The organism is Cryobacterium sp. TmT2-59, from assembly GCF_004403545.1.
Lineage (GTDB): Bacteria > Actinomycetota > Actinomycetes > Actinomycetales > Microbacteriaceae > Cryobacterium > Cryobacterium shii.
Window position 1 is genome coordinate 1 of record NZ_SOGM01000078.1, and the last position, 18,713, is coordinate 18,713.

Consider the following 18,713-nt stretch of genomic DNA (forward strand, 5'->3'; position numbering starts at 1 on the left):
CGCCGGCCGACTACTCGCCCTCGCCGCCGGAATCTGGCACAACTGGCTCCTCGGAACACCCAACAAACGATCCCTCATCGCCTACGACCATTAGGACTCACTCATCTAGCAGCAGCGAACGTTGAGTGAGCCCCCAGCGAACGTGGGGTATTCGTTCGGCGGGCCTGTCTAAGATGAAGGTTGACCGCCGATTTCGAGATCAAGAGGCCAATTCGTGACGTCACAATCATCCGGACGCAGTCCCCAGCGGAGTCGCGCTCCGCTTGCCATCACGGCAGCGATCATCGCGGGGCTGGTGATCGCCTTTTTCGTGTTCGCCGGGTTCTACGCCGACGTCCTCTGGTTCGACCAGCTCGGGTTCCTCAGCGTTCTGACCACGCAGTGGATCGCCGGGGCCGTTTTGTTCCTCGTCGGCTTCGTGGCGATGGCCGTGCCGGTGTGGGTGAGCATCCAGATCGCCTACCGGTTCCGACCCGTGTACGCGAAGCTCAACTCGCAGCTCGACCGCTACCAGCAGGTCATCGAGCCGCTGCGCCGACTGGCCATGTACGGCATCCCCGCCCTACTCGGCCTCTTCGCCGGCGTCGCCGCCGCGACCCGCTGGCAGGTCGTGCTGATGTGGCTGAACCGCACGGATACCGGCCGGGTCGACCCCCAGTTCAAATTCGACGTCTCCTTCTACATGTTCGACCTGCCCTTCTTCCAGGCCGTTCTCGGCTTCGCCTCGGCCGTGGTTCTCATCGCGACCCTGGTCGCGGCGGCCACGAGTTACCTGTACGGTTCGATCCGGGTGAGCGGGCGCGATGTGCTCGTCTCCAAGGCTGCCCGCATCCAGATCGCGGTCACGGCCAGCGTCTACCTCCTGCTGCAGGCCGCGAGTATCTGGCTGGACCAGTACTCCACGCTCACCAACACGAACGACCTGATCACCGGCGCCGGCTACACGGACGTCAACGCCACCATCCCCGGGCGGGCCATCCTGGCCGGCATCGCGGCCGTCGTCGCCATCCTGTTCCTCGTCACGGCCGTCATCGGCCGCTGGCGTCTGCCGGTGATCGGAACCGCGCTGCTGATCGTGAGCAGCCTTCTGCTCGGCTCCCTGTACCCGTGGGTCGTGCAGCGCTTCCAGGTCGACCCGAGCGCCAAGACGCTCGAGCGTGAGTACATCCAGCGCAACATCGACCTCACCCGGGATGCGTACGATCTGGCCGATGTGAAGGAGGTGCCCTACAACGCGACCACGACGGCCGAGCCGGGCGCCCTCCGCTCCGACGCGGAGACGACCGCGAACATCCGCATCCTCGACCCGGCCCTGGTCAGCGACGCGTTCTCCCAGCTGGAGCAGTTCAAGCAGTACTACCAGTTCCCGCAGAACCTCGACGTGGACCGCTACACGATCGACGGGAAATCCCAGGACACCGTGGTCACCGTGCGTGACCTCAAATTGTCCGGGCTGAACGCCGGCAACACCTGGGTCAACTCCACCGTCGTGTACACGCACGGCTACGGGGTCGTCGCGGCCTACGGCAACCAGCGTTCGGCCGACGGCCAGCCGGTCTTCCTCGAGTCAGGCATCCCCACCAAGGGTTCACTGCCCGAGTATGAACCGCGGATCTACTTCGGTGAGACGTCCGCTCCCTATTCCATCGTCGGAGCGCCCGAGGGCAGCAAGCCGGTCGAGCTGGACTACCCGTCGGGCACGGAGGGCGCCCAACAGACCTACACGACCTTCACCGGTGACGGCGGGCCGAAGCTCGACAACGCGTTCAACAAACTGATCTACGCTCTCAAGTTCCAGTCGGAGCAGATCTTCCTCGCCAACGACGTGAACGAGAAGTCGCAGATCCTCTACGACCGCGACCCGGTCACGCGGGTGCAGAAAGTCGCCCCGTACCTCACCCTCGACTCCGACGCCTACCCGTCGATCGTCGACGGCAAGGTCAAGTGGATCGTCGACGGCTACACGACCTCGGCCAGCTACCCGTACTCCACCTCGGTGGGTCTGAGCGACGCGATCGCGGACACGGAAACACCGCCCCAGCCGTTCGCCCTGGACAAGATCAACTACATGCGCAACTCGGTCAAGGCCACGGTCGACGCTTACGACGGCTCGGTCACCCTGTACGCCTGGGACAAAGAAGATCCGCTTCTGAAGACGTGGCAGAAGATCTTCCCGGCCACGATCAAGCCGATGAGCCAGATGAGCGGCGAACTGATGAGCCACGTGCGCTACCCGGCTGACATGTTCAAGGTGCAGCGCAAGGTCCTGGGCAAGTACCACGTCACCGACCCCGGGTCCTTCTACTCGGTCGACGACGCATGGACCACCCCGAACGACCCGGTGTCCCCGTCGACGAACACGACCCTTCAGCCGCCGTACTACCTCACCATGCAGGTCCCGGGCTCTGATGCGCCGTCGTTCTCGCTCTACTCGACGTTCATTCCCGACGCGAGCGGTGCGACCAGCCGAAACGTGCTCACCGGCTATCTGGCAGTCGATGCGGATGCCGGGGCCAAGGACGGTCAGCGAGCGGACGGCTACGGCAAGATGAGGCTGCTCACGCTGCCGAAGGACGTCACCGTGCCGGGCCCGGGTCAGGTTCAGGCCAAGTTCAACGCCGACCCGACCGTCTCCACCCAACTGAACCTGCTGAAGCAGGGCCAGTCGAAGGTGCTCAACGGAAACCTGCTCACCCTGCCCGTCGGTGGAGGTCTGCTCTACGTGCAGCCCGTCTACGTGCAGTCGACGGGTGAGACCAGCTACCCGCTGTTGCAGAAGGTGCTCGTCGCGTTCGGAGACCAGATCGCGTTCGAGGACACGCTCGACAAGGCCCTGAACGTGCTGTTCGGTGGCGAGTCCGGCGCGAACGCCGGCGACACCTCGGTGCCGCCGACGACGGGTGAGACCCCGACGACCGGCACCACCCCGTCGACCTCGACCGGAGACCCGGTGAAGGATGCCCGGCTCCGGTCCCTCCTCGCGGAGGCCAAGCTGGCCATGACCGACAAGCAGGCGGCGCTGGCCGTCGGTGACTTCACGGCCTACGGGGTGGCGGACAAGAAGCTGACCGACGCGATCGGCCAGATGCTGACGCTGCTCGGCCAGTAGTACGAGAGCGGGTGGTGCGCCGTTCCGCTCGTGGCCTGCCACGAGCGGAACGGCGCACCACCCGCTCGGCGCATCCGTTGGAACCCCTGGTGTGGTCCGACCGCTTGCGAGGCTGTGGTAAACTGGATCTTGTAGCGCGGGGTGGAGCAGTTCGGTAGCTCGCTGGGCTCATAACCCAGAGGTCGTAGGTTCAAATCCTGCCCCCGCAACCAGCGCAAGAAAAATGCCGGTCCAGCAGAAATGCTGGGCCGGTTTTTTTGTCCCCGGCACCGCGTCCGGCGCCGTGATCGATGCGCTCGAGAAGCAGCTTCCCGAGTTCGCCGGCGCGTCCGGCACCGTGGTCTTCGAGACGACGGACGGCTCGGCGCTCAGCAGCGAGCAACGTGAGCAGATCAGCGCCCTCGTCGCCGGCGGCGGCGACCTGCCGGACGTCGCCGACGTCATCGACCCGTTCGAGGCCGAGCAGCAGCGGGCCGACCGGGTGCAGCAAATCGCCGACGGGCGCAGCCAGCTCGGCGCCGGGCGCGCCCAGCTCGATGCAGGGCAGGCCCAGCTCGATGCTGCCCGCGCTCAGCTCGCCGCGGCGCAGACCCAGCTTGACCAGGCCTTGAAGCAGCCGAACCTGCCCGCCGAACAGCTGTCCGCGTTGGAGACACAGCAGGCGCAGCTCGGCGCCGGGGTGCCGCAGCTGGACGATCAGCAGGCCACACTCGATGCCTCGCGCGCGGAGCTCCAACTTCAGACGGAGAAGATCGAACGCGGCGCCGTGCTGCTTGACCTCTCCGAGGGCATCCGCGTGGTTTCGGCGGACGGCGCGGCCGCCCTCGTGAACGTCGCGTTCTCCGAACCCCGCCTGAAGCTGGAGGAGACGTCCAAGCAGGCCGTCATCGACTACTTCGACTCCGAACCGATCGACGGCACCCGGGTCTCGTTCTCCTCCGATATCGCGCAGAGCGTTCCCCAGCTCATCGGCGTCGGTGAAATCGTGGGCGTCGAGTTCGCGGGGATCATCCTGCTCGTCATGCTCGGCTCGGTGGTCGCCGCAGCCCTGCCGCTCGTCACGGCGCTGGTGGGCGTCGCGATCGCCTCCCTCGGCGCGCTCGCGTTCTCCGGGGTCGTGCCGATGGCCTCGGTCACCCCGTTCCTCGGAGTCATGCTCGGGCTCGCGGTCGGCATCGACTATTCCCTCTTCGTGATCAACCGGCACCGCAAGCAGCTGCTGCAGGGCGCCGAGCCGCGTGAATCGATCGGACTGGCGAACGGCACCGCCGGTAATGCGGTGGTCTTCGCGGGGACCACGGTCATCGTGGCACTGCTCGCCCTGAACGTCACCGGCGTTCCCTTCCTCGGCCTGATGGGCACCGTCGGCGCCGTGGCCGTGGCCGTCGCCGTGATCATCGCGATCAGCCTCACCCCCGCGATCCTCGGACTGCTCGGTGAGCGCGTGCTCGGCCGCCGCGCTCGCGCCCGCATCGGTGAAGAGCACCACGAAGACATCAGGGCGAAGCCGATGCGGACCTGGCGCGCCGTCGTCACCGTGCTGGCAACGTGCGCGGTCCTGCTGATCGTCGCAATCCCCTCCCTCTCGATGCGGGTCGGCCTGCCCGACGGCTCGGCCGAGCCGGTCGACTCGGCCTCGTACCGGGCATTCATGGCCACCGAGGAAAGCTTCGGGGCCGGAGCCACCGGCCCGCTGCTCGTCACGGCCACGCTGCCGGAGGGACTCGACGACGCGCGGGAGCTCGAGGCACAGGTCACCGTCGCGCGCACGCTCGCCGAGCAGAACGACGTGGTCGGGGTCGCTCCGATCGTCGTTTCAAAGGACAAAAGGCTCGCGGCCTTCCAGGTCGTGCCCGCCGCGGGACCGAACAGTGTGTCGACCGAGCAGCTCGTGCGGGACATCCGCTCGATGCCGCCCGTCGACGGCGACATCACGCTCGGCGTCGCGGGGCAGGCGGCCATCAACATCGACATCTCCGAGAACCTCGCGGATGTGCTTCCGACCTACCTCGCGGTGGTCGTCGGTCTGTCCCTGCTGATCATGATCCTCGTGTTCCGCTCGATCCTGGTGCCTGTGATCGCGACGGGCGGGTTCATCCTGTCGTTGTTCGCCACCTACGGCGCGACAGTCGCGGTCTTCCAGTGGGGCTGGTTCTCGGACGTTCTCGGCGTCCACACCGGTCCGATCCTGAGCTTCCTGCCGGTGATCCTCGTCGGTGTTCTCTTCGGCCTGGCGATGGACTACCAGCTGTTCCTGGCCCCCGGAATGCGCGAGGCCTACGTGCACGGTGCGTCGGCCCGCCTCGCGGTCGCCCGGGGCTTCCGTGCCGGCCGTTCGGTGGTCACGGCTGCCGGGCTCATCATGGTCTCGGTCTTCGGCGGCTTCGTCTTCTCCGAGTCGACGATGATCCGCTCGATCGGTTTCGGGCTGGCGCTGGGAGTGCTCATCGACGCTTTCCTGGTGCGGATGCTGCTGATGCCGGCCCTGATGCACCTGCTGGGCCGGTCGGCGTGGTGGCTCCCGCGCTGGCTCGACCGAATCATGCCGAACGTCGATGTGGAGGGCGCTGCGCTCGAACGCCGGCACCACGGCTGAGACGAGGAACCGGACCTGCCCGAGGCTGTGGTAAGTTAGATCTTGTAACGCGGGGTGGAGCAGTTCGGTAGCTCGCTGGGCTCATAACCCAGAGGTCGTAGGTTCAAATCCTGCCCCCGCAACCACCAGCCCCCGGAACCTCACGGTTCCGGGGGCTTTTCTGCTTTCATCGTCCAGTAAGTTCGTAATGCACCAGGTCGACGGCGAACCTCCGCCTGTTTCAGGCCACCGCTCGACAGTCGGGAAATTTCAGACATGAAGCTCAAGATCACCCTGTTCGCCGCTCTGTGTGTCGTGCCGCTGGCACTCGCGGGATGTTCCGTCACGGGCACAGCCCCGAACGACGCGGGATCGGCGTCGGGGGAGAAGACCACCATCGCCGTGGTCACCCACGGGACCCCGGGTGACTCTTTCTGGGACGTCGTGAAGAGCGGTGCGGAGCAGGCCGGCACAGACCTCGGAGCGACCGTCACCTATCAAGGCGACGGTGACCCGGTCAAGCAGAGCCAGCTGATCGAGGCGGCCATCGCGGCCAAGCCCGACGGGCTGATCGTCTCCATGGCCAACCCGGACGGCGTGAAGAGCGCCGTCGAGAAGGCCGTTGCCGCCGGGATCCCGGTGATCACCATCAACTCCGGCCTGGAGAGGTCCCTGGAGTTCGGGGCGCAGACCCACGTCGGCCAGAGCGAGTTCATCGCGGGCCAGGGCGCCGGCGAACAGCTGAAGAAGGCCGATCTCAAGAACGTGATCTGCGTCATCCACGAGGCCGGCAACTCGGGGCTCGAAGAGCGCTGCCGGGGCGCGGCTGACACGCTCGGCGGAACCGTCAGCAACGTGCAGGTCGACATCGCGAACCTCGCGGATGCCCAGAACACCATCAAGAGCAAACTCCTGGCCGACCCGACGATCGACGGTGTCCTGACCCTGCAGACCGGGGTGGCCGTGGCCGCGAGCCAGGCGATCGACGAAGCCAAGAGCACCGCCGCGCTGGCCACATTCGACGTGTCCGCCGATGTCACCCGGCTGATCCTCGACGACAAGATGCTGTTCGCGGTCGACCAGCAGCCCTATTCGCAGGGCTACCTGCCCGTGATGTTCCTCACCCTGCAGAAGCGCAACGGTGACGTCGTCGGCGGCGGCCTGCCCGTGTATTCCGGCCCGGGCTTCGTCACGAAGGAGAACGCGGCGCAGGTGGCCAGGTTCGCGAAGAACGGCACCAGATGACCCTCACCGCAGTCGCGGCGACGAACGAACGGCGAAAGCGGCAGCATCCGCTCGTGACGCTGCTGCGCCGGCCCGAAGTCGGTGCCGCAGTGGCGGCCCTCGCGGTCTTCACCTTCTTCTCGGTATCGACGCCGACTTTTCTGTCGCCGGCCGGCATCTCGACCTGGCTGTACTCCGCGTCGCTGTTCGGCATCATGGCCGTAGCCGTGGCACTGCTGATGATCGGCGGCGAGTTCGACCTGTCCGCCGGTGCGATGACGGGGACCGCCGGTCTGATCGTCGGCGTGCTCACCACCGAGTGGGGCGTCAACATCTGGCTGGCGATGGCCCTGGCCCTGGCGGTGGCGCTCCTGATCGGTGCCGCAAACGCCTTCATCGTCATGAAGACCGGCCTGCCGAGCTTCATCGTGACCCTGGCCACGTTCTTCATCCTGCAGGGGTGCAACCTTGCCGTGACGAAGCTCGTGACGGGCACCGTCGCGATCCAGGGCATGGGCTCGGTCCCCGGTTTCGACCAGGTCAGGGTCTTCTTCGGGTCGTCCTTCGCCTTCCTGGGCATGGACGTCAAGATTTCGATCGTCTGGTGGATGGCCCTAACACTGCTGGCGACCTGGGTCCTGCTGCGCACGAGGGGCGGCAACTGGATCTTCGCCGTCGGCGGCCAGGCCACGAGTTCGCGCCAGGCCGGCGTGCCGGTGCTCAAGGTCAAGCTGGGGCTCTTCATGACCACCGCCGGCGCCGCCTGGCTGGTGGGCATGCTGCAGCTCTTCGACGTGTCGACCGTTCAGGCCACGACCGGGATCGGCCAGGAGTTCATCTACATCATCTGCGCCGTCGTCGGCGGCTGCCTGCTCACCGGCGGCTACGGGTCGGCCATCGGGGCGGCCCTGGGCGCCCTGATCTACGGCATGACACTGCAGGGCATCGTGTTCGCCCAGTGGGACAACAACTGGCTCAAGGCATTCCTCGGCGGGATGCTGCTGCTCGCCGTGCTGGTGAACCTGTACGTTCGCAAGCAGACCGGAGTCCGCTCGTGAGCGCGCTCCTCGAGGTGAAGGACATCGGCAAGTCCTACGGAACGGTGCAGGCCCTGCAGGGCGTCTCGGCGTCGGTCGGCGCCGGGGAGGTCTTGTGCGTGCTGGGCGACAACGGCGCGGGAAAATCGACGCTGATCAAGATCCTGTCCGGTGCCCACCCGCACTCGGAGGGCACCCTGCTCGCCTACGGTGAGGCCCGCACGTTCCGCAACCCCCGTGAGGCACTCGACCTCGGCATCGCGACCGTGTACCAGGATCTCGGCGTGGTGCCCCTGATGCCGGTGTGGCGCAATTTCTTCCTCGGGTCGGAGCTGACGCGCGGACGTGGCCCGTTCCGGCGTCTCGACGCAGCGCGGATGCGTGAGGTCACCAGGCTCGAACTGGCCCGGATGGGGATCGAGCTGCGCGACGTCGACCAGCCGATCGGCACCCTCTCCGGCGGTGAGCGGCAGTCCGTGGCGATCGCGCGTGCCGTGTATTTCGGGGCGAAAGTCGTGATCCTGGACGAGCCCACCTCCGCCCTGGGCGTGAAACAGGCCGGCGTCGTTCTCACCTATATCGCCCGGGCCAGGGACCGCGGCCTCGGCGTTGTCTTCATCACCCACAACCCGCACCATGCGTACCCCGTGGGGGACCGTTTCCTGCTGCTGAACCGCGGCACGAGCCTGGGCGCGTTCCTGAAGAGCGAGATCACGATCGAGGAGATGACCGCGCTGATGGCCGGCGGCGCCGAACTCGAGGCGCTGGCGCACGAGCTGGAGCGCCCGCGCCCCTAACCAATTCGACGGAGATTTTCACCGAATCGGGCATATAAACACTGAAATAGACGAAAATCAGGCTCTTTCGAAAAAATCTCCGTCGAATTGGTTCGCCGTCCCGCGGGGAGGCGTGGTGCCGCGGCCTGAGATATGCGTTCGTCTGGCCTGGTCGTTGGGGAACCTCGACCTGGCCGAACACGACTTGGGTGCCGATGCGGGCTCGCTTATCGTGGATAGCACAGCATCGCACCACCGATGGGAGTCCCATGGGCGCAGTACACGATTCGGCCGAGATCTCCGGCTGGGGGGCGCAGTTGCAGCTCGCCGGGCACGGCACGGCCGCCGTAGCCCGCATACTGGGCCGGCTCACCGACGCAGAACTCGATGGCGACTCGCTGCTTCCGGGCTGGTCGAGGCGCCATGTCGTCGCGCACCTGGCATCCAACGCCCGCGCCATGACCCGATTACTGCTCTGGGCCGAGACCGGCGTCGAGACCGTGATGTACGCGTCCGCAGACGTGCGGAACGATGAGATTGAGAAGGACAGCAAGCTCCGCCCCGATGAACTCTGTGTCTCCTTCAGCGAGTCGGCGGGCCTCCTCGAGCGGGCCTGGCGGGATCTGCCGAAGGATCGCCGGATGTACCCGGTGCGTAACGGCCAGGGGGCCATGATCCTGGTCTCGGACACGGTCTGGATGCGCACCCGCGAATTGTGGGTGCACGCGGTCGACCTGAACGAGGGAGGCTCGTTCCGTGATGTGCCCGCAGCCGTCCTCAACCGCCTGCTCGGCGACATCCAGCGCACGTGGGCCGGCCGGGGCGAGGACGCGAACCGGCGCCTGGTCGTGACCGATGCCCCGGACTCGTCGGTAGGCCCGGCGGATATGCTCCCGACAGGCATGGGCCCGACGGATGCCGCCGCTCCCGAAATCGTGTCGGGCACCCTGGTCGACCTGACGGCCTGGGCCTCCGGTCGAGGGTCGGCCGGAGTCACCTCGAGCACGGGGGAGACCCCGATCGCGGCCCGCTGGCTCGATCCGCCAGCTCTGATCCGCCAGCTCTGATCCGCTGGCACTGATCCTCTGGCGGCACACGCCACCTAAAGAACGGCCCCGCACCTGTTCAGGTGCGGGGCCGTTCTTTGTGGTGCGATCAGGCGGTGAAGACTACTTGCCTGCCTTGCGGGCCGGCTTCTTCGATTCCTCCGGTGCGGCGGCGACGGCCGCGCGGTTGGCGCGGACCTCGTTGAACGAGGTGCCGTAGTACGCGGCTTCCATGATCGTCTTCATGTCCGCGAGCATGGGCATCCGCGGGTTGGCGGGTGCACACTGGTCGCCGTAGGCGCCCATCGCGAGGGCATCGAGGCGACCGATGAAGTCCTGCTCATCGACGCCCTGAGCCTGGAAGGAGGGCTTGATGCCGACCTGGTCGCGCAGCTTCTCGACGGCCTGGGCATAGGACTCGATGCCCTCTTCAGGCGTCGAGGCCGGGAGGCCGAGGTGCTTGGCGATCTGCTGGAAACGCTCGGGAGCAATGTAGCTCTCGTACTTGGGCCAGCTGGTCAGCTTCGTCGGGATGAGACCGTTGTAACGGATCACGTGCGGCAGGTACGTTGCGTTCACCCGACCGTGGATGAGGTGGAGCTGCGCACCGGTGACGTGAGCCATCGCGTGGCAAATACCCAGGAACGCGTTACCGAACGCCATACCGGCGATCGAGGAGGCGTTGTGCATCTTCTCGCGCGACTTGATCACGGCGGCATCCGTGCTGTTCGAGGTGCCGGTGGCGCTCGTGACGATGTTCTCGAAGATGAGCTTGATCGCGTGCAGGCACAGGCCGTCGGTGAAGTCGTTCGCGTAGACGGAGACGTAAGCCTCGGTCGCGTGCGTCAGAGCGTCGAAGCCCGAGTCGGCGACCAGGAACGACGGCATCGCTGCGGTGAGCGACGGGTCGATGATGGCGACGGTCGGCAGGAGCGCGTAGTCGGCGAGCGGGTACTTCACTCCGCTGACCTCGTCCGTGATCACGGCGAAGGGGGTCATTTCAGAACCGGTACCCGAGGTAGTCGGGATGCAGACGAGCTTGGCCAGTTCGCCCAGGTCGGGGAACTTGAACGCGCGCTTGCGCACGTCGAAGAACTTTTCCTTCATGTCCGAGAATTCGATTTCGGGGTGTTCGTACAGCAGCCACATCACCTTGGCGGCGTCCATCGGCGAACCTCCGCCGAGGGCGATGATCGTGTCCGGCTTGAAGGCGCGCATTTCCTCTGCGCCCTTGGTGACGGCGGCGACGGTCGGCTCCGGGAGCACGTTGTCGATGATCTGCAGGGAGACGCGGTTCTCGCGACGGTTGAGCACGTCAAGGATCTTGTCGACGAAGCCGAGCTTGGTCATGGTGGCGTCGGTCACGATGGTGACGCGCTCCACGTTGCGCATGTCCGACAGGTAACGGATGGCGTTCGGCTCGAAGTAGGTCTTCGCGGGAACCTTGAACCACTGCAAGTTGTTGTTCCTTCTGCCGATGCGCTTGACGTTGATGAGGTTGATCGCCGAGACGTTGTTCGAGACGGAGTTGTGCCCGTACGAACCACAGCCGAGCGTGAGCGACGGGATGAAGGCGTTGTAGATGTCGCCGATGCCACCGAGCGAGCTCGGTGCGTTCGTGATGATCCGGACCGCCTTGACGCGGATTCCGAACTGCTCGATGATCGCCGGGTCCTCGCTGTGGATTGAGCCCGAGTGGCCGAGGCCGTCGAATTCAACCATCTGCTCGGAGAGCGAGATGCCCTCTTCCGCGTCCTTGGCGTGCAGCACGGCGAGAACCGGCGCGAGCTTTTCGCGGGTCATCGGCTCGTGCGGTCCGACTCCGCTGACCTCGACCATGATGATCGAGGTGTCTTCGGGAACCGTGAATCCGGCCTGCTGGGCAATCCAGACCGGCGACTTGCCGACGACTGCGGCGTTCAACTTGGCCTCGCCGCAGTTGGTCGAGTTGGCCTGGACGCCGAAGATGAAGTCTTCGAGGAGCAGCTTCTCGGCGGGGGTCACGAGGTAGGCGTGGAGGCGCTTGAATTCCACCATGGCCTCGTTGTAGAGGGGCTCTTCGATGATGACGGCCTGCTCCGAAGCGCAGATCATGCCGTAGTCGAAGGCCTTGGAGAGCACGACGTCGTTCACGGCGCGCTTGAGCTTGGCCGTCTTCTCGATGAAGGCCGGGACGTTGCCGGCACCGACGCCGAGGGCGGGCTTGCCACAGGAGTAGGCCGCGCGGACCATGGCGTTACCACCGGTCGCGAGGATGGTTGCCACGCCCGGGTGGTTCATCAGCAGGGTGCTGGCCTCGAGGGAGGGAATTTCGATCCACTGGATACAGTTCGCGGGTGCGCCGGCTGCGATCGCGGCGTCACGCACGACGCGCGCAGCGGCCGCGGAGGACTGCTGTGCTGCCGGGTGGAAGCCGAAGATGATCGGGTTGCGGGTCTTAAGCGCGATCAGCGATTTGAAGATCGCGGTCGAGGTGCAGTTGGTGACGGGGGTGATCCCGCAGATAACACCGACCGGCTCGGCGATTTCGGTGATGCCGCTAATTTCGTCGTGGCTGATAACGCCGACTGTTTTAAGGTTCTGCATGGAGTTCGTAACGTGCTCACAAGCGAAGAGGTTCTTCACGGCCTTGTCTTCGAAGACGCCGCGTCCAGTCTCTTCGACTGCGTGAACTGCCAGCTCAGCGTGCTTGCTGAGGGCTGCTACGGATGCTTTCTTAACGATGTGATCGATTTGTTCTTGCGTGAAATTCGCGTAATCCAAAAGCGCGACCTGTGCGGCTTTAACCAGTGAATCAATTTGAGTTGCGAGCGACTCGGTTACTGGCTTGTCAGTTATCGTCATGGTGTCCCTTTTCGGGCGGCCCAACTTGGGCTTATCGCCTCTTGACACAACTCTACGACTCCGCACGCTGCGTCGCATGCTGGAGATGCCGATTCTGACCTGCGCCGCCGGGGCCGCCGAATCATTTTGGCTGGTCGCGGCCTTTTTTGCGGGGCAACAGCAAATCCTGTTTATTTAGCCTCGCTAAGGACATTACGCGCGCGTACGCACGCGCAGTAGAGGGTCGGGGCGATGCCGGGCGCGCTCAGCGGCGCCCGAGGTCCCGAACTGCGTCCACGGCGGGCTGAACGGATGCGGCGGCGCGCCGTGCGTCATCGGCTGTGGTCGTGGCCGCGAGGGTGAAGCGCACGGCGGTCCGGGCTTTGTCCTCGGGCAGGCCCATCGCGGTCAGGACGTGGGACGCCTCGTCGCTTCCCGCCGCGCAGGCCGAGCCGCTCGAACAGACGATCCCGCGCTGCTCGAGCTCGAGCAGCACCGCCTCGCCGCTGGTGCCCGGGAACACGAAGGACGCGGTCCCGGGGAGGCGCTCGGTGGGGTGCCCGGTCAGCCGGGCGGACGGGGTGCCGGTGAGCACCGTGGCGATGAAGGCGTCGCGCAAGGCGGCGACCCGCGGCGCGGCCTCCGCCCGTTCCCGGTCGGCCAGACGCAGCGCCGTCGCCAGGCCGAGGGCACCGGCCACGTTCTCGGTGCCGCTGCGGCGGCCGCGTTCCTGTCCGCCGCCGTGGAGCACGGGTTCGATCGGGAGGCCTCGGCGCAGGAAGAGCGCCCCGACTCCGGGAGGGGCGCCGATTTTGTGACCGGAGAGGCTCAGTGCGTCGACTCCGAGTGTCCGCACGCCGAGGTCCAGCCATCCGGCCGCCTGCACGGCGTCGGTGTGGAAGGGCACGCCTGCCGCCCGGGCTATGGCCGCGAGGGCGGCGACGTGCTGGACGGTGCCGACTTCGTTGTTCGCGTACTGGATCGACACCAGGGTGGTGTCGGCGCGGATCGCGGCGTGGAGCTGGGCCGGATCGATGCGACCGGCGGCATCCGGGGCCAGCAGTGTGATCTCGAAGCCGTGCACCCGCTTCAGGAAATCGCAGGACTCGAGCACCGCCTCGTGCTCGACGGCCGACGTGACGATGTGGCGGCCGCGCGGCGCGCCGAGGGCGATTCCCTTCACCGCGAGGTTGTCCGACTCCGTGCCGCCGGTCGTGAACACGATCTCGGCCGGGCGACAGCCGAGCACGCTCGCGATCTGGGCACGGGCATCGGCCAGCGCGGCTGCGGCGGCCTCGCCGACCTGGTGGTGGCTCGACGGATTGCCGAAACTGCCCGCGAGCTGCTGCCAGAGCACCTCGAGCACCTCCCGGCGCACGGGGGTCGTCGCGGCGTTGTCGAGGTAGATCACGTCGGTCCCGGTCAGCCCTCGGTCAGGATCACGACGTCGAGGCCGAGGTCGAGCGAGCGCACGCTGTGGGTGATGGCGCCGACCGAGATGATGTCGACCCCGGTCTCGGCGATGCCGCGCACGGTGTCCAGGTTGACGCCGCCGCTGGCCTCGACCAGGGCGCGGCCGGCCGTGATGCGCACGCCCTCGCGAAGGTCGTCGGGTGAGAAGTTGTCGAGCATGATCGTGTCCACGTTGGCGGCCAGAACCGGCTCGATCTGGTCGATCCGGTCCACTTCCACCTCCAGGTGCGTGGTGTGGGAGATGCGGTCGCGCACGCGCAGGAGCGCTTCGGTCAGGTTGAGGCCGCCGGAGGTGAGCACGGCGAGGTGGTTGTCCTTGGCCATGACGGCGTCGGAGAGGCTGAATCGGTGGTTGTGGCCGCCGCCGTCCCGCACGGCGTGGCGCTCCAGGGCACGCAGTCCGGGGGTCGTCTTGCGTGTGTCGACGATGCGGGCCCGGGTACCGGTGGTCTCGGCCACATAGAGTGCCGTCAGGGTGGCGATTCCGCTCATCCGCTGCACGAAGTTAAGGCCGATGCGTTCGGCCTGAAGGATGGCCCGGGCGGACCCGGACACCTCCGCGAGCGCGTCCCCGGCAGCGAAGGCGGCGCCGTCGGCGACCAGCAGCCGCACCACGATGCGCGGGTCGGTGAGCCGGAAGGCCGCCGCGAAGACGGCACCGCCGCTGAAGACCCCGGATTCCCGGGCGACGAGCTGGGCGGCCGCGTCCGCCTCGGCCGGGATGAGCACCTGAGAAGTCAGGTCCCCCCACGGGGCGTCCTCCTCGAGCGCGGCCCGCACGACGGTTTCGATGGCGTTCACGGTCAGCATGCAATGGCCTCCTCGGCCTCGGTGGGGTGGTCCAGGTTCGTGGTGCTCTGCATCGCGCCTGCATCGTGCAGCCCGGCGTGCATTCCGGTGCCGGGGTCGCCGCCGCCTCGGCGCCAGAGCACGGTCCGCGCCAGTTCGGGGCGGCTGTCGGGGAAGTCGGAACGGTGGTGCGCGCCACGCGATTCCTCGCGGGCGAGGGCGGCGGCCACGGTCGCCCTGGCCAGGTCGAGCAGGTTCGCATCCTCGTATGCCCGAACGTGCATATTGACGTCGGCGGGCTGCTCGGGCTTCATTCTCCACCCGGCCAGGGCCACGGATGCGGCGGCGAGGCCCTCTCCGCTGCGGAGGACTCCGGCGCTCTCCCACATCAGGCGCTGCACGTCGGACCGGTCGACAGCGGTGGCGTTCGCGGGTGTCGCGCTCGTGGTGATGGTTGAGGCGGCCAGGACCCTCCCGGGTGAGTCCGTCCACCCCGAGTGGACCGGCCCGTCCGAGGGAAGCCGCAGGGCGCGCACGGCGCGGTCGGCGAACACGGCCGCCTCCAGCAGCGAATTCGAGGCCAGACGATTGGCACCATGGGCCCCGGTGCGGGCGACCTCGCCGACGGCGAAGAGTCCGGGCAGGGAGCTGCGTCCCCAGATGTCGGTGTGCACGCCACCCATCCAGTAGTGCGCTGCCGGGGCGACCGGGATCGGCAGGGCGGCCCAGTCCAGGCCGGCGTCGCGGCACGCCGCGGTGATGGTCGGGAAGCGCCGTTCAAGCAGGTCACGGCCGAGGGCGGTGGCGTCCAGCAGCACGGGTGCGCCGTTCTGGCGCGCCATTTCACGGGCGATGCCGCGGGCCACGATGTCGCGTGGGGCCAGTTCGGCGCCGGGGTGGACGCCCTGCATGAATCGGTGGCCGTGGATGTTGCGCAGCACGGCGCCCTCGCCCCGAACCGCCTCGGAGACCAGGGGAGTGCCCGGCACGGCCAGAGCCGTGGGATGGAACTGGTAGAACTCCAGGTCGGCGACGACGGCTCCGGCCCGCCAGGCTGCCGCCACGCCGTCGCCGGTGGCCACGGACGGGTTGGTGGTGTGCGGATACAGCGCGCCGGCGCCGCCGGTGGCCAGGATCACGTTGTCGGCCCGCGTGGTGCGCAGGTCCCCGTCCGGTCCGAGCAGCACGGCTCCGGTGACCCGGCCGTCCTGCACCGTCAGGTCGGTGAGCATGGTGTGTTCCCGGATGCTCAGGCCGCCCTGTGTCGCGGCGCCGGACTCCCGGAGGGAGCGGGTCCGAGCCGCGCGCTCGTGCACGGTCGCCACGAGGGCGGCCTGGATGGCGGCGCCGGTGGCGTCTCCGCCGGCATGCAGCACGCGGGACCGCGAGTGGGCCGCCTCCAGCCCGCGCGTGACGCCGGACTCGTCGCGGTCGAAGTCCACCCCGAACCTGATCAGGTCGCGCACGCGGGCCGGTCCCTCCGAGCAGAGCACGCGCACGGCGACCGGGTCGCACAGGCCGGCCCCGGCCCTGATCGTGTCGAGGTAGTGCGAGTCGACGGAGTCGTCGGAGAACATGGCGGCGGCGATCCCGCCCTGGGCGTAGCGGGTGTTGCTCTCGGGCAGCCCGGCCTTGGTGACGAGTGTCACCCGGTGGCCGGCATCCGTCGCCCGGACCGCGGCGATCAGCCCTGCCAGTCCGCTGCCGACCACGAGCACGCGGGTCATGTCAGGCGCCTGTGCCGGTGGAGCTGGTCGAGCCGGCGGGGAGAGCGGCGGGCGGCCTGGCCGCGAGCATCCGTTCGAGTGCCACACGGGCGTGGCCGGCGACCTTCTGGTCGACCGTGATGCGGTTGACCACCTCCGCCGGCTGCTCCGCGGTGCCGACGAGAGCCTCGAGCACCCAGGCGAGGTAGCCGGAGTGGATGCGGTACATCGTGGAGCAGGGGCAGATCACCGGGTCGAGGCAGAAGATCGTGTGCTCGGGGTGCTCTGCGGCCAGGCGCTGCACCAGGTTGATCTCGGTGCCGATGGCGAAGGTCGAGCCGGCCGGGGCGGCCTCGATGGCCTTCTTGATGTAGTCGGTGGAGCCGTATTCGTCCGCTGCGTCGACGACGGCCATCGGGCACTCCGGATGCACGATCACGCGCACGTCGGGGTGCTCCAGCCGTGCGGCGGTGATCTGGTCAACCGTGAAGCGTTTGTGCACGCTGCAGAAACCGTGCCACAGGATGACCTCCGCGTCGCCCAGTTCGTCGGCGGTGCTGCCGCCGAGGGGCTTGCGCGGATTCCACATCGGCATGTGCTCGAGAGGGATGCCCATCGCTTTGGCGGTGTTCCGGCCGAGGTGCTGGTCGGGGAAGAACAAGACGCGGCGGCCTCGCGCGAACGCCCACTCCAGCACGGTCTCCGCGTTGGAGGAGGTGCAGACGATGCCGCCGTGCTCACCGCAGAAGGCCTTGAGCGCGGCGGAGGAATTCATGTAGGTGACCGGGATCACCGGCACCCGGCCGTCGGCATCCGGCTCGGTGCCGTACAGGTCCTCGAGCTGTTCCCAGCAGTCCGTGACGGAGTCGATGTCGGCCATGTCGGCCATCGAGCAGCCGGCGGCGAGGTTGGGCAGGATGACGGCCTGATCGGGCGTGGAGAGCAGGTCGGCGGTCTCCGCCATGAAGTGAACGCCGCAGAAGATGATCGCCTCGGCGTCCGGCCGGCTCTTCGTGGCCTGGGCCAGCTGGAAGGAGTCGCCCACGAAGTCGGCGTGCTGGAGCACCTCGTCCCGCTGATAGAAGTGCCCGAGCACGACGACCCGGTCGCCGAGCGTCTCCTTGGCGGCACGGATGCGCTCGCCCAGTTCCTCGGTCGTCGCGAGTCGGTACCGCTCCGGCAGGGCACCCTGGCGCGGTGACCCGGTCGGAAGCACGTCACCCATGGATGACCCCGGACCGTAGCCCGGCGTTCCGGAATCGAACTCCCACGGGCCGGCGGCGAGGTCGGGGCTGCAGGTGCTGCCGGCGGCCGCCCCCGTTTTGATGAGCCGGATGGTGCGGTCAACCGATGCAATGGTCATGCTGTTACTCCTCGGTGTTCAGAAAAGCGGTACTCGGAAAAACAAAACTCGGCAGGGGTCACGGTTCAGCCGATCGCGGGCCCGAACGGCCCCAGGTCGGTCGCGTTGACGGAATCGTTGTAGCGGTAGAGCCGCGGCGGGCGGTGCGGCACTCCCGCCACACGCTGGCCGGTGTCGACGACGGTGCCGGACGACTCGATGGTGCGGCGGAAGTTGGCCGGGTCGAGGGCCTTCTGCAGCACGGCTTCGTGCACATCGCGCAGCTGCGCCAGGGTGAAGGTCTCGCCGAGGAAGGCGTGCGCGATCCGGGAGTACTCGACTTTGGTGCGGAGGCGCCAGAGGGCATATTCCACGATGCGGTTGTGGTCGAACGCGAGGGGCGGGAGCCGGTCGGCCGGGAACCACTGCACGTTCTCGTCCACGACCGCAAGGGCGGCCTCGCCGGTCTCCACCAGCGCCCAATAGACGACCGAGACGACCCGGCCTCCGGGGGAGCGACCCGGGTCGCCGAAGGTGTACAGCTGCTCCAGGTACTTGGGAGTCAGTCCCGTGGTCTCGCGCAGGGTTCGGGCGGCGGCGGCGGCCAGTTCCTCGTCGGCCGGAAGGTCCCCGCCGGGCAGTGCCCACTGGCCGAGGTGCGGCTCGCGGGTGCGACGCACCAGAGGAAGCCACAGCGTCGAAAGGTCGGACGCGGGATCCGGCCTGAGCGTGAAGATGACCGTTGACACGGCAAGTGCCGCCTGAAGCTGTCCGGTCATCGCGTCTTCCCCTCAGTAAAAGTCAATCTGACTC

Annotated in this window: 12 protein-coding genes, 2 tRNA genes and 1 pseudogene; 9 read left to right on the forward strand and 6 right to left on the reverse strand. The window is 67.4% G+C overall.

Translation table 11 applies throughout. The features are described from left to right. From E3T24_RS12100 to E3T24_RS12140, 9 genes and pseudogenes are all read left to right on the forward strand, one after another. Positions 1-94, forward strand: a pseudogene (locus tag E3T24_RS12100) (IS982 family transposase); the annotation flags it as partial. Positions 95-214: 120 nt separating this feature from the next. Next, on the forward strand, positions 215-3,109 hold the full coding sequence (locus E3T24_RS12105) for a UPF0182 family protein (RefSeq protein ID WP_174776550.1): 2,895 nt from the start codon (positions 215-217) through the stop codon (positions 3,107-3,109). A 135-nt stretch (positions 3,110-3,244) separates the two neighbouring features. Further along, positions 3,245-3,321 (forward strand) — tRNA-Met (locus tag E3T24_RS12110). A gap of 11 nt (positions 3,322-3,332) precedes the next feature. After that, the gene (locus E3T24_RS12115; protein WP_134434662.1) at positions 3,333-5,705 is read left to right on the forward strand and encodes an MMPL family transporter; all 2,373 of its coding nucleotides are present in this window, start codon (positions 3,333-3,335) and stop codon (positions 5,703-5,705) included. A gap of 48 nt (positions 5,706-5,753) precedes the next feature. Then, positions 5,754-5,830, forward strand: a tRNA-Met gene (locus E3T24_RS12120). A 130-nt stretch (positions 5,831-5,960) separates the two neighbouring features. Continuing rightward, positions 5,961-6,929 carry a sugar ABC transporter substrate-binding protein gene (locus tag E3T24_RS12125; protein WP_134366047.1) on the forward strand — a complete coding sequence of 323 codons (969 nt, stop codon included), beginning with the start codon at positions 5,961-5,963 and terminating at the stop codon, positions 6,927-6,929. Next, positions 6,926-7,966 (forward strand): ABC transporter permease, encoded by a 1,041-nt coding sequence (locus E3T24_RS12130; RefSeq protein WP_134366046.1) that lies wholly within the window; start codon positions 6,926-6,928, stop codon positions 7,964-7,966. Before E3T24_RS12125 ends, E3T24_RS12130 begins: the two co-directional genes overlap by 4 nt. Then, entirely contained in the window at positions 7,963-8,742 is a 780-nt protein-coding gene (locus tag E3T24_RS12135; protein ID WP_134366045.1) for an ATP-binding cassette domain-containing protein, read from the forward strand. Before E3T24_RS12130 ends, E3T24_RS12135 begins: the two co-directional genes overlap by 4 nt. A gap of 248 nt (positions 8,743-8,990) precedes the next feature. Further along, the gene (locus E3T24_RS12140; RefSeq protein WP_134366044.1) at positions 8,991-9,788 is read left to right on the forward strand and encodes a maleylpyruvate isomerase family mycothiol-dependent enzyme; all 798 of its coding nucleotides are present in this window, start codon (positions 8,991-8,993) and stop codon (positions 9,786-9,788) included. A 102-nt stretch (positions 9,789-9,890) separates the two neighbouring features. Here the strand turns inward: E3T24_RS12140 and adhE are convergent, their stop codons facing one another. From adhE to E3T24_RS12170, 6 genes are all read right to left on the reverse strand, one after another. Then, positions 9,891-12,611 carry a bifunctional acetaldehyde-CoA/alcohol dehydrogenase gene (adhE, locus tag E3T24_RS12145; RefSeq protein WP_134409794.1) on the reverse strand — a complete coding sequence of 907 codons (2,721 nt, stop codon included), beginning with the start codon at positions 12,609-12,611 and terminating at the stop codon, positions 9,891-9,893. A gap of 244 nt (positions 12,612-12,855) precedes the next feature. Beyond that, complete coding sequence (locus E3T24_RS12150) at positions 12,856-14,001, reverse strand: cysteine desulfurase family protein (protein ID WP_134402699.1); 1,146 nt, start codon at positions 13,999-14,001, stop codon at positions 12,856-12,858. An 11-nt stretch (positions 14,002-14,012) separates the two neighbouring features. Continuing rightward, entirely contained in the window at positions 14,013-14,873 is an 861-nt protein-coding gene (gene nadC, locus E3T24_RS12155; RefSeq protein WP_134402698.1) for a carboxylating nicotinate-nucleotide diphosphorylase, read from the reverse strand. Next, positions 14,867-16,579: an L-aspartate oxidase gene (gene nadB / locus E3T24_RS12160; protein WP_134366040.1), complete on the reverse strand. Its 1,713-nt coding sequence runs from the start codon at positions 16,577-16,579 to the stop codon at positions 14,867-14,869. Before nadB ends, nadC begins: the two co-directional genes overlap by 7 nt. 1 nt (position 16,580) lies before the next feature. Beyond that, positions 16,581-17,921, reverse strand: coding sequence for a quinolinate synthase NadA (gene nadA, locus E3T24_RS12165; RefSeq protein WP_134366039.1), 1,341 nt, complete (start codon positions 17,919-17,921; stop codon positions 16,581-16,583). A gap of 65 nt (positions 17,922-17,986) precedes the next feature. Further along, entirely contained in the window at positions 17,987-18,679 is a 693-nt protein-coding gene (locus tag E3T24_RS12170; protein WP_134402697.1) for an NUDIX domain-containing protein, read from the reverse strand. Positions 18,680-18,713 lie beyond the last annotated feature (34 nt).

Coding starts and splice junctions, on each gene's coding strand:
- E3T24_RS12140 (WP_134366044.1), top strand. CDS start 8,991: ATGGGCGCAGTACACGATTCGGCCGAGATCTCCGGCTGGGGGGCGCAG.
- E3T24_RS12170 (WP_134402697.1), bottom strand. CDS start 18,679: ATGACCGGACAGCTTCAGGCGGCACTTGCCGTGTCAACGGTCATCTTC.
- nadA (WP_134366039.1), bottom strand. CDS start 17,921: ATGACCATTGCATCGGTTGACCGCACCATCCGGCTCATCAAAACGGGG.
- E3T24_RS12115 (WP_134434662.1), top strand. CDS start 3,333: ATGCCGGTCCAGCAGAAATGCTGGGCCGGTTTTTTTGTCCCCGGCACC.
- E3T24_RS12125 (WP_134366047.1), top strand. CDS start 5,961: ATGAAGCTCAAGATCACCCTGTTCGCCGCTCTGTGTGTCGTGCCGCTG.
- E3T24_RS12130 (WP_134366046.1), top strand. CDS start 6,926: ATGACCCTCACCGCAGTCGCGGCGACGAACGAACGGCGAAAGCGGCAG.
- nadB (WP_134366040.1), bottom strand. CDS start 16,579: ATGACCCGCGTGCTCGTGGTCGGCAGCGGACTGGCAGGGCTGATCGCC.
- adhE (WP_134409794.1), bottom strand. CDS start 12,611: ATGACGATAACTGACAAGCCAGTAACCGAGTCGCTCGCAACTCAAATT.
- nadC (WP_134402698.1), bottom strand. CDS start 14,873: ATGCTGACCGTGAACGCCATCGAAACCGTCGTGCGGGCCGCGCTCGAG.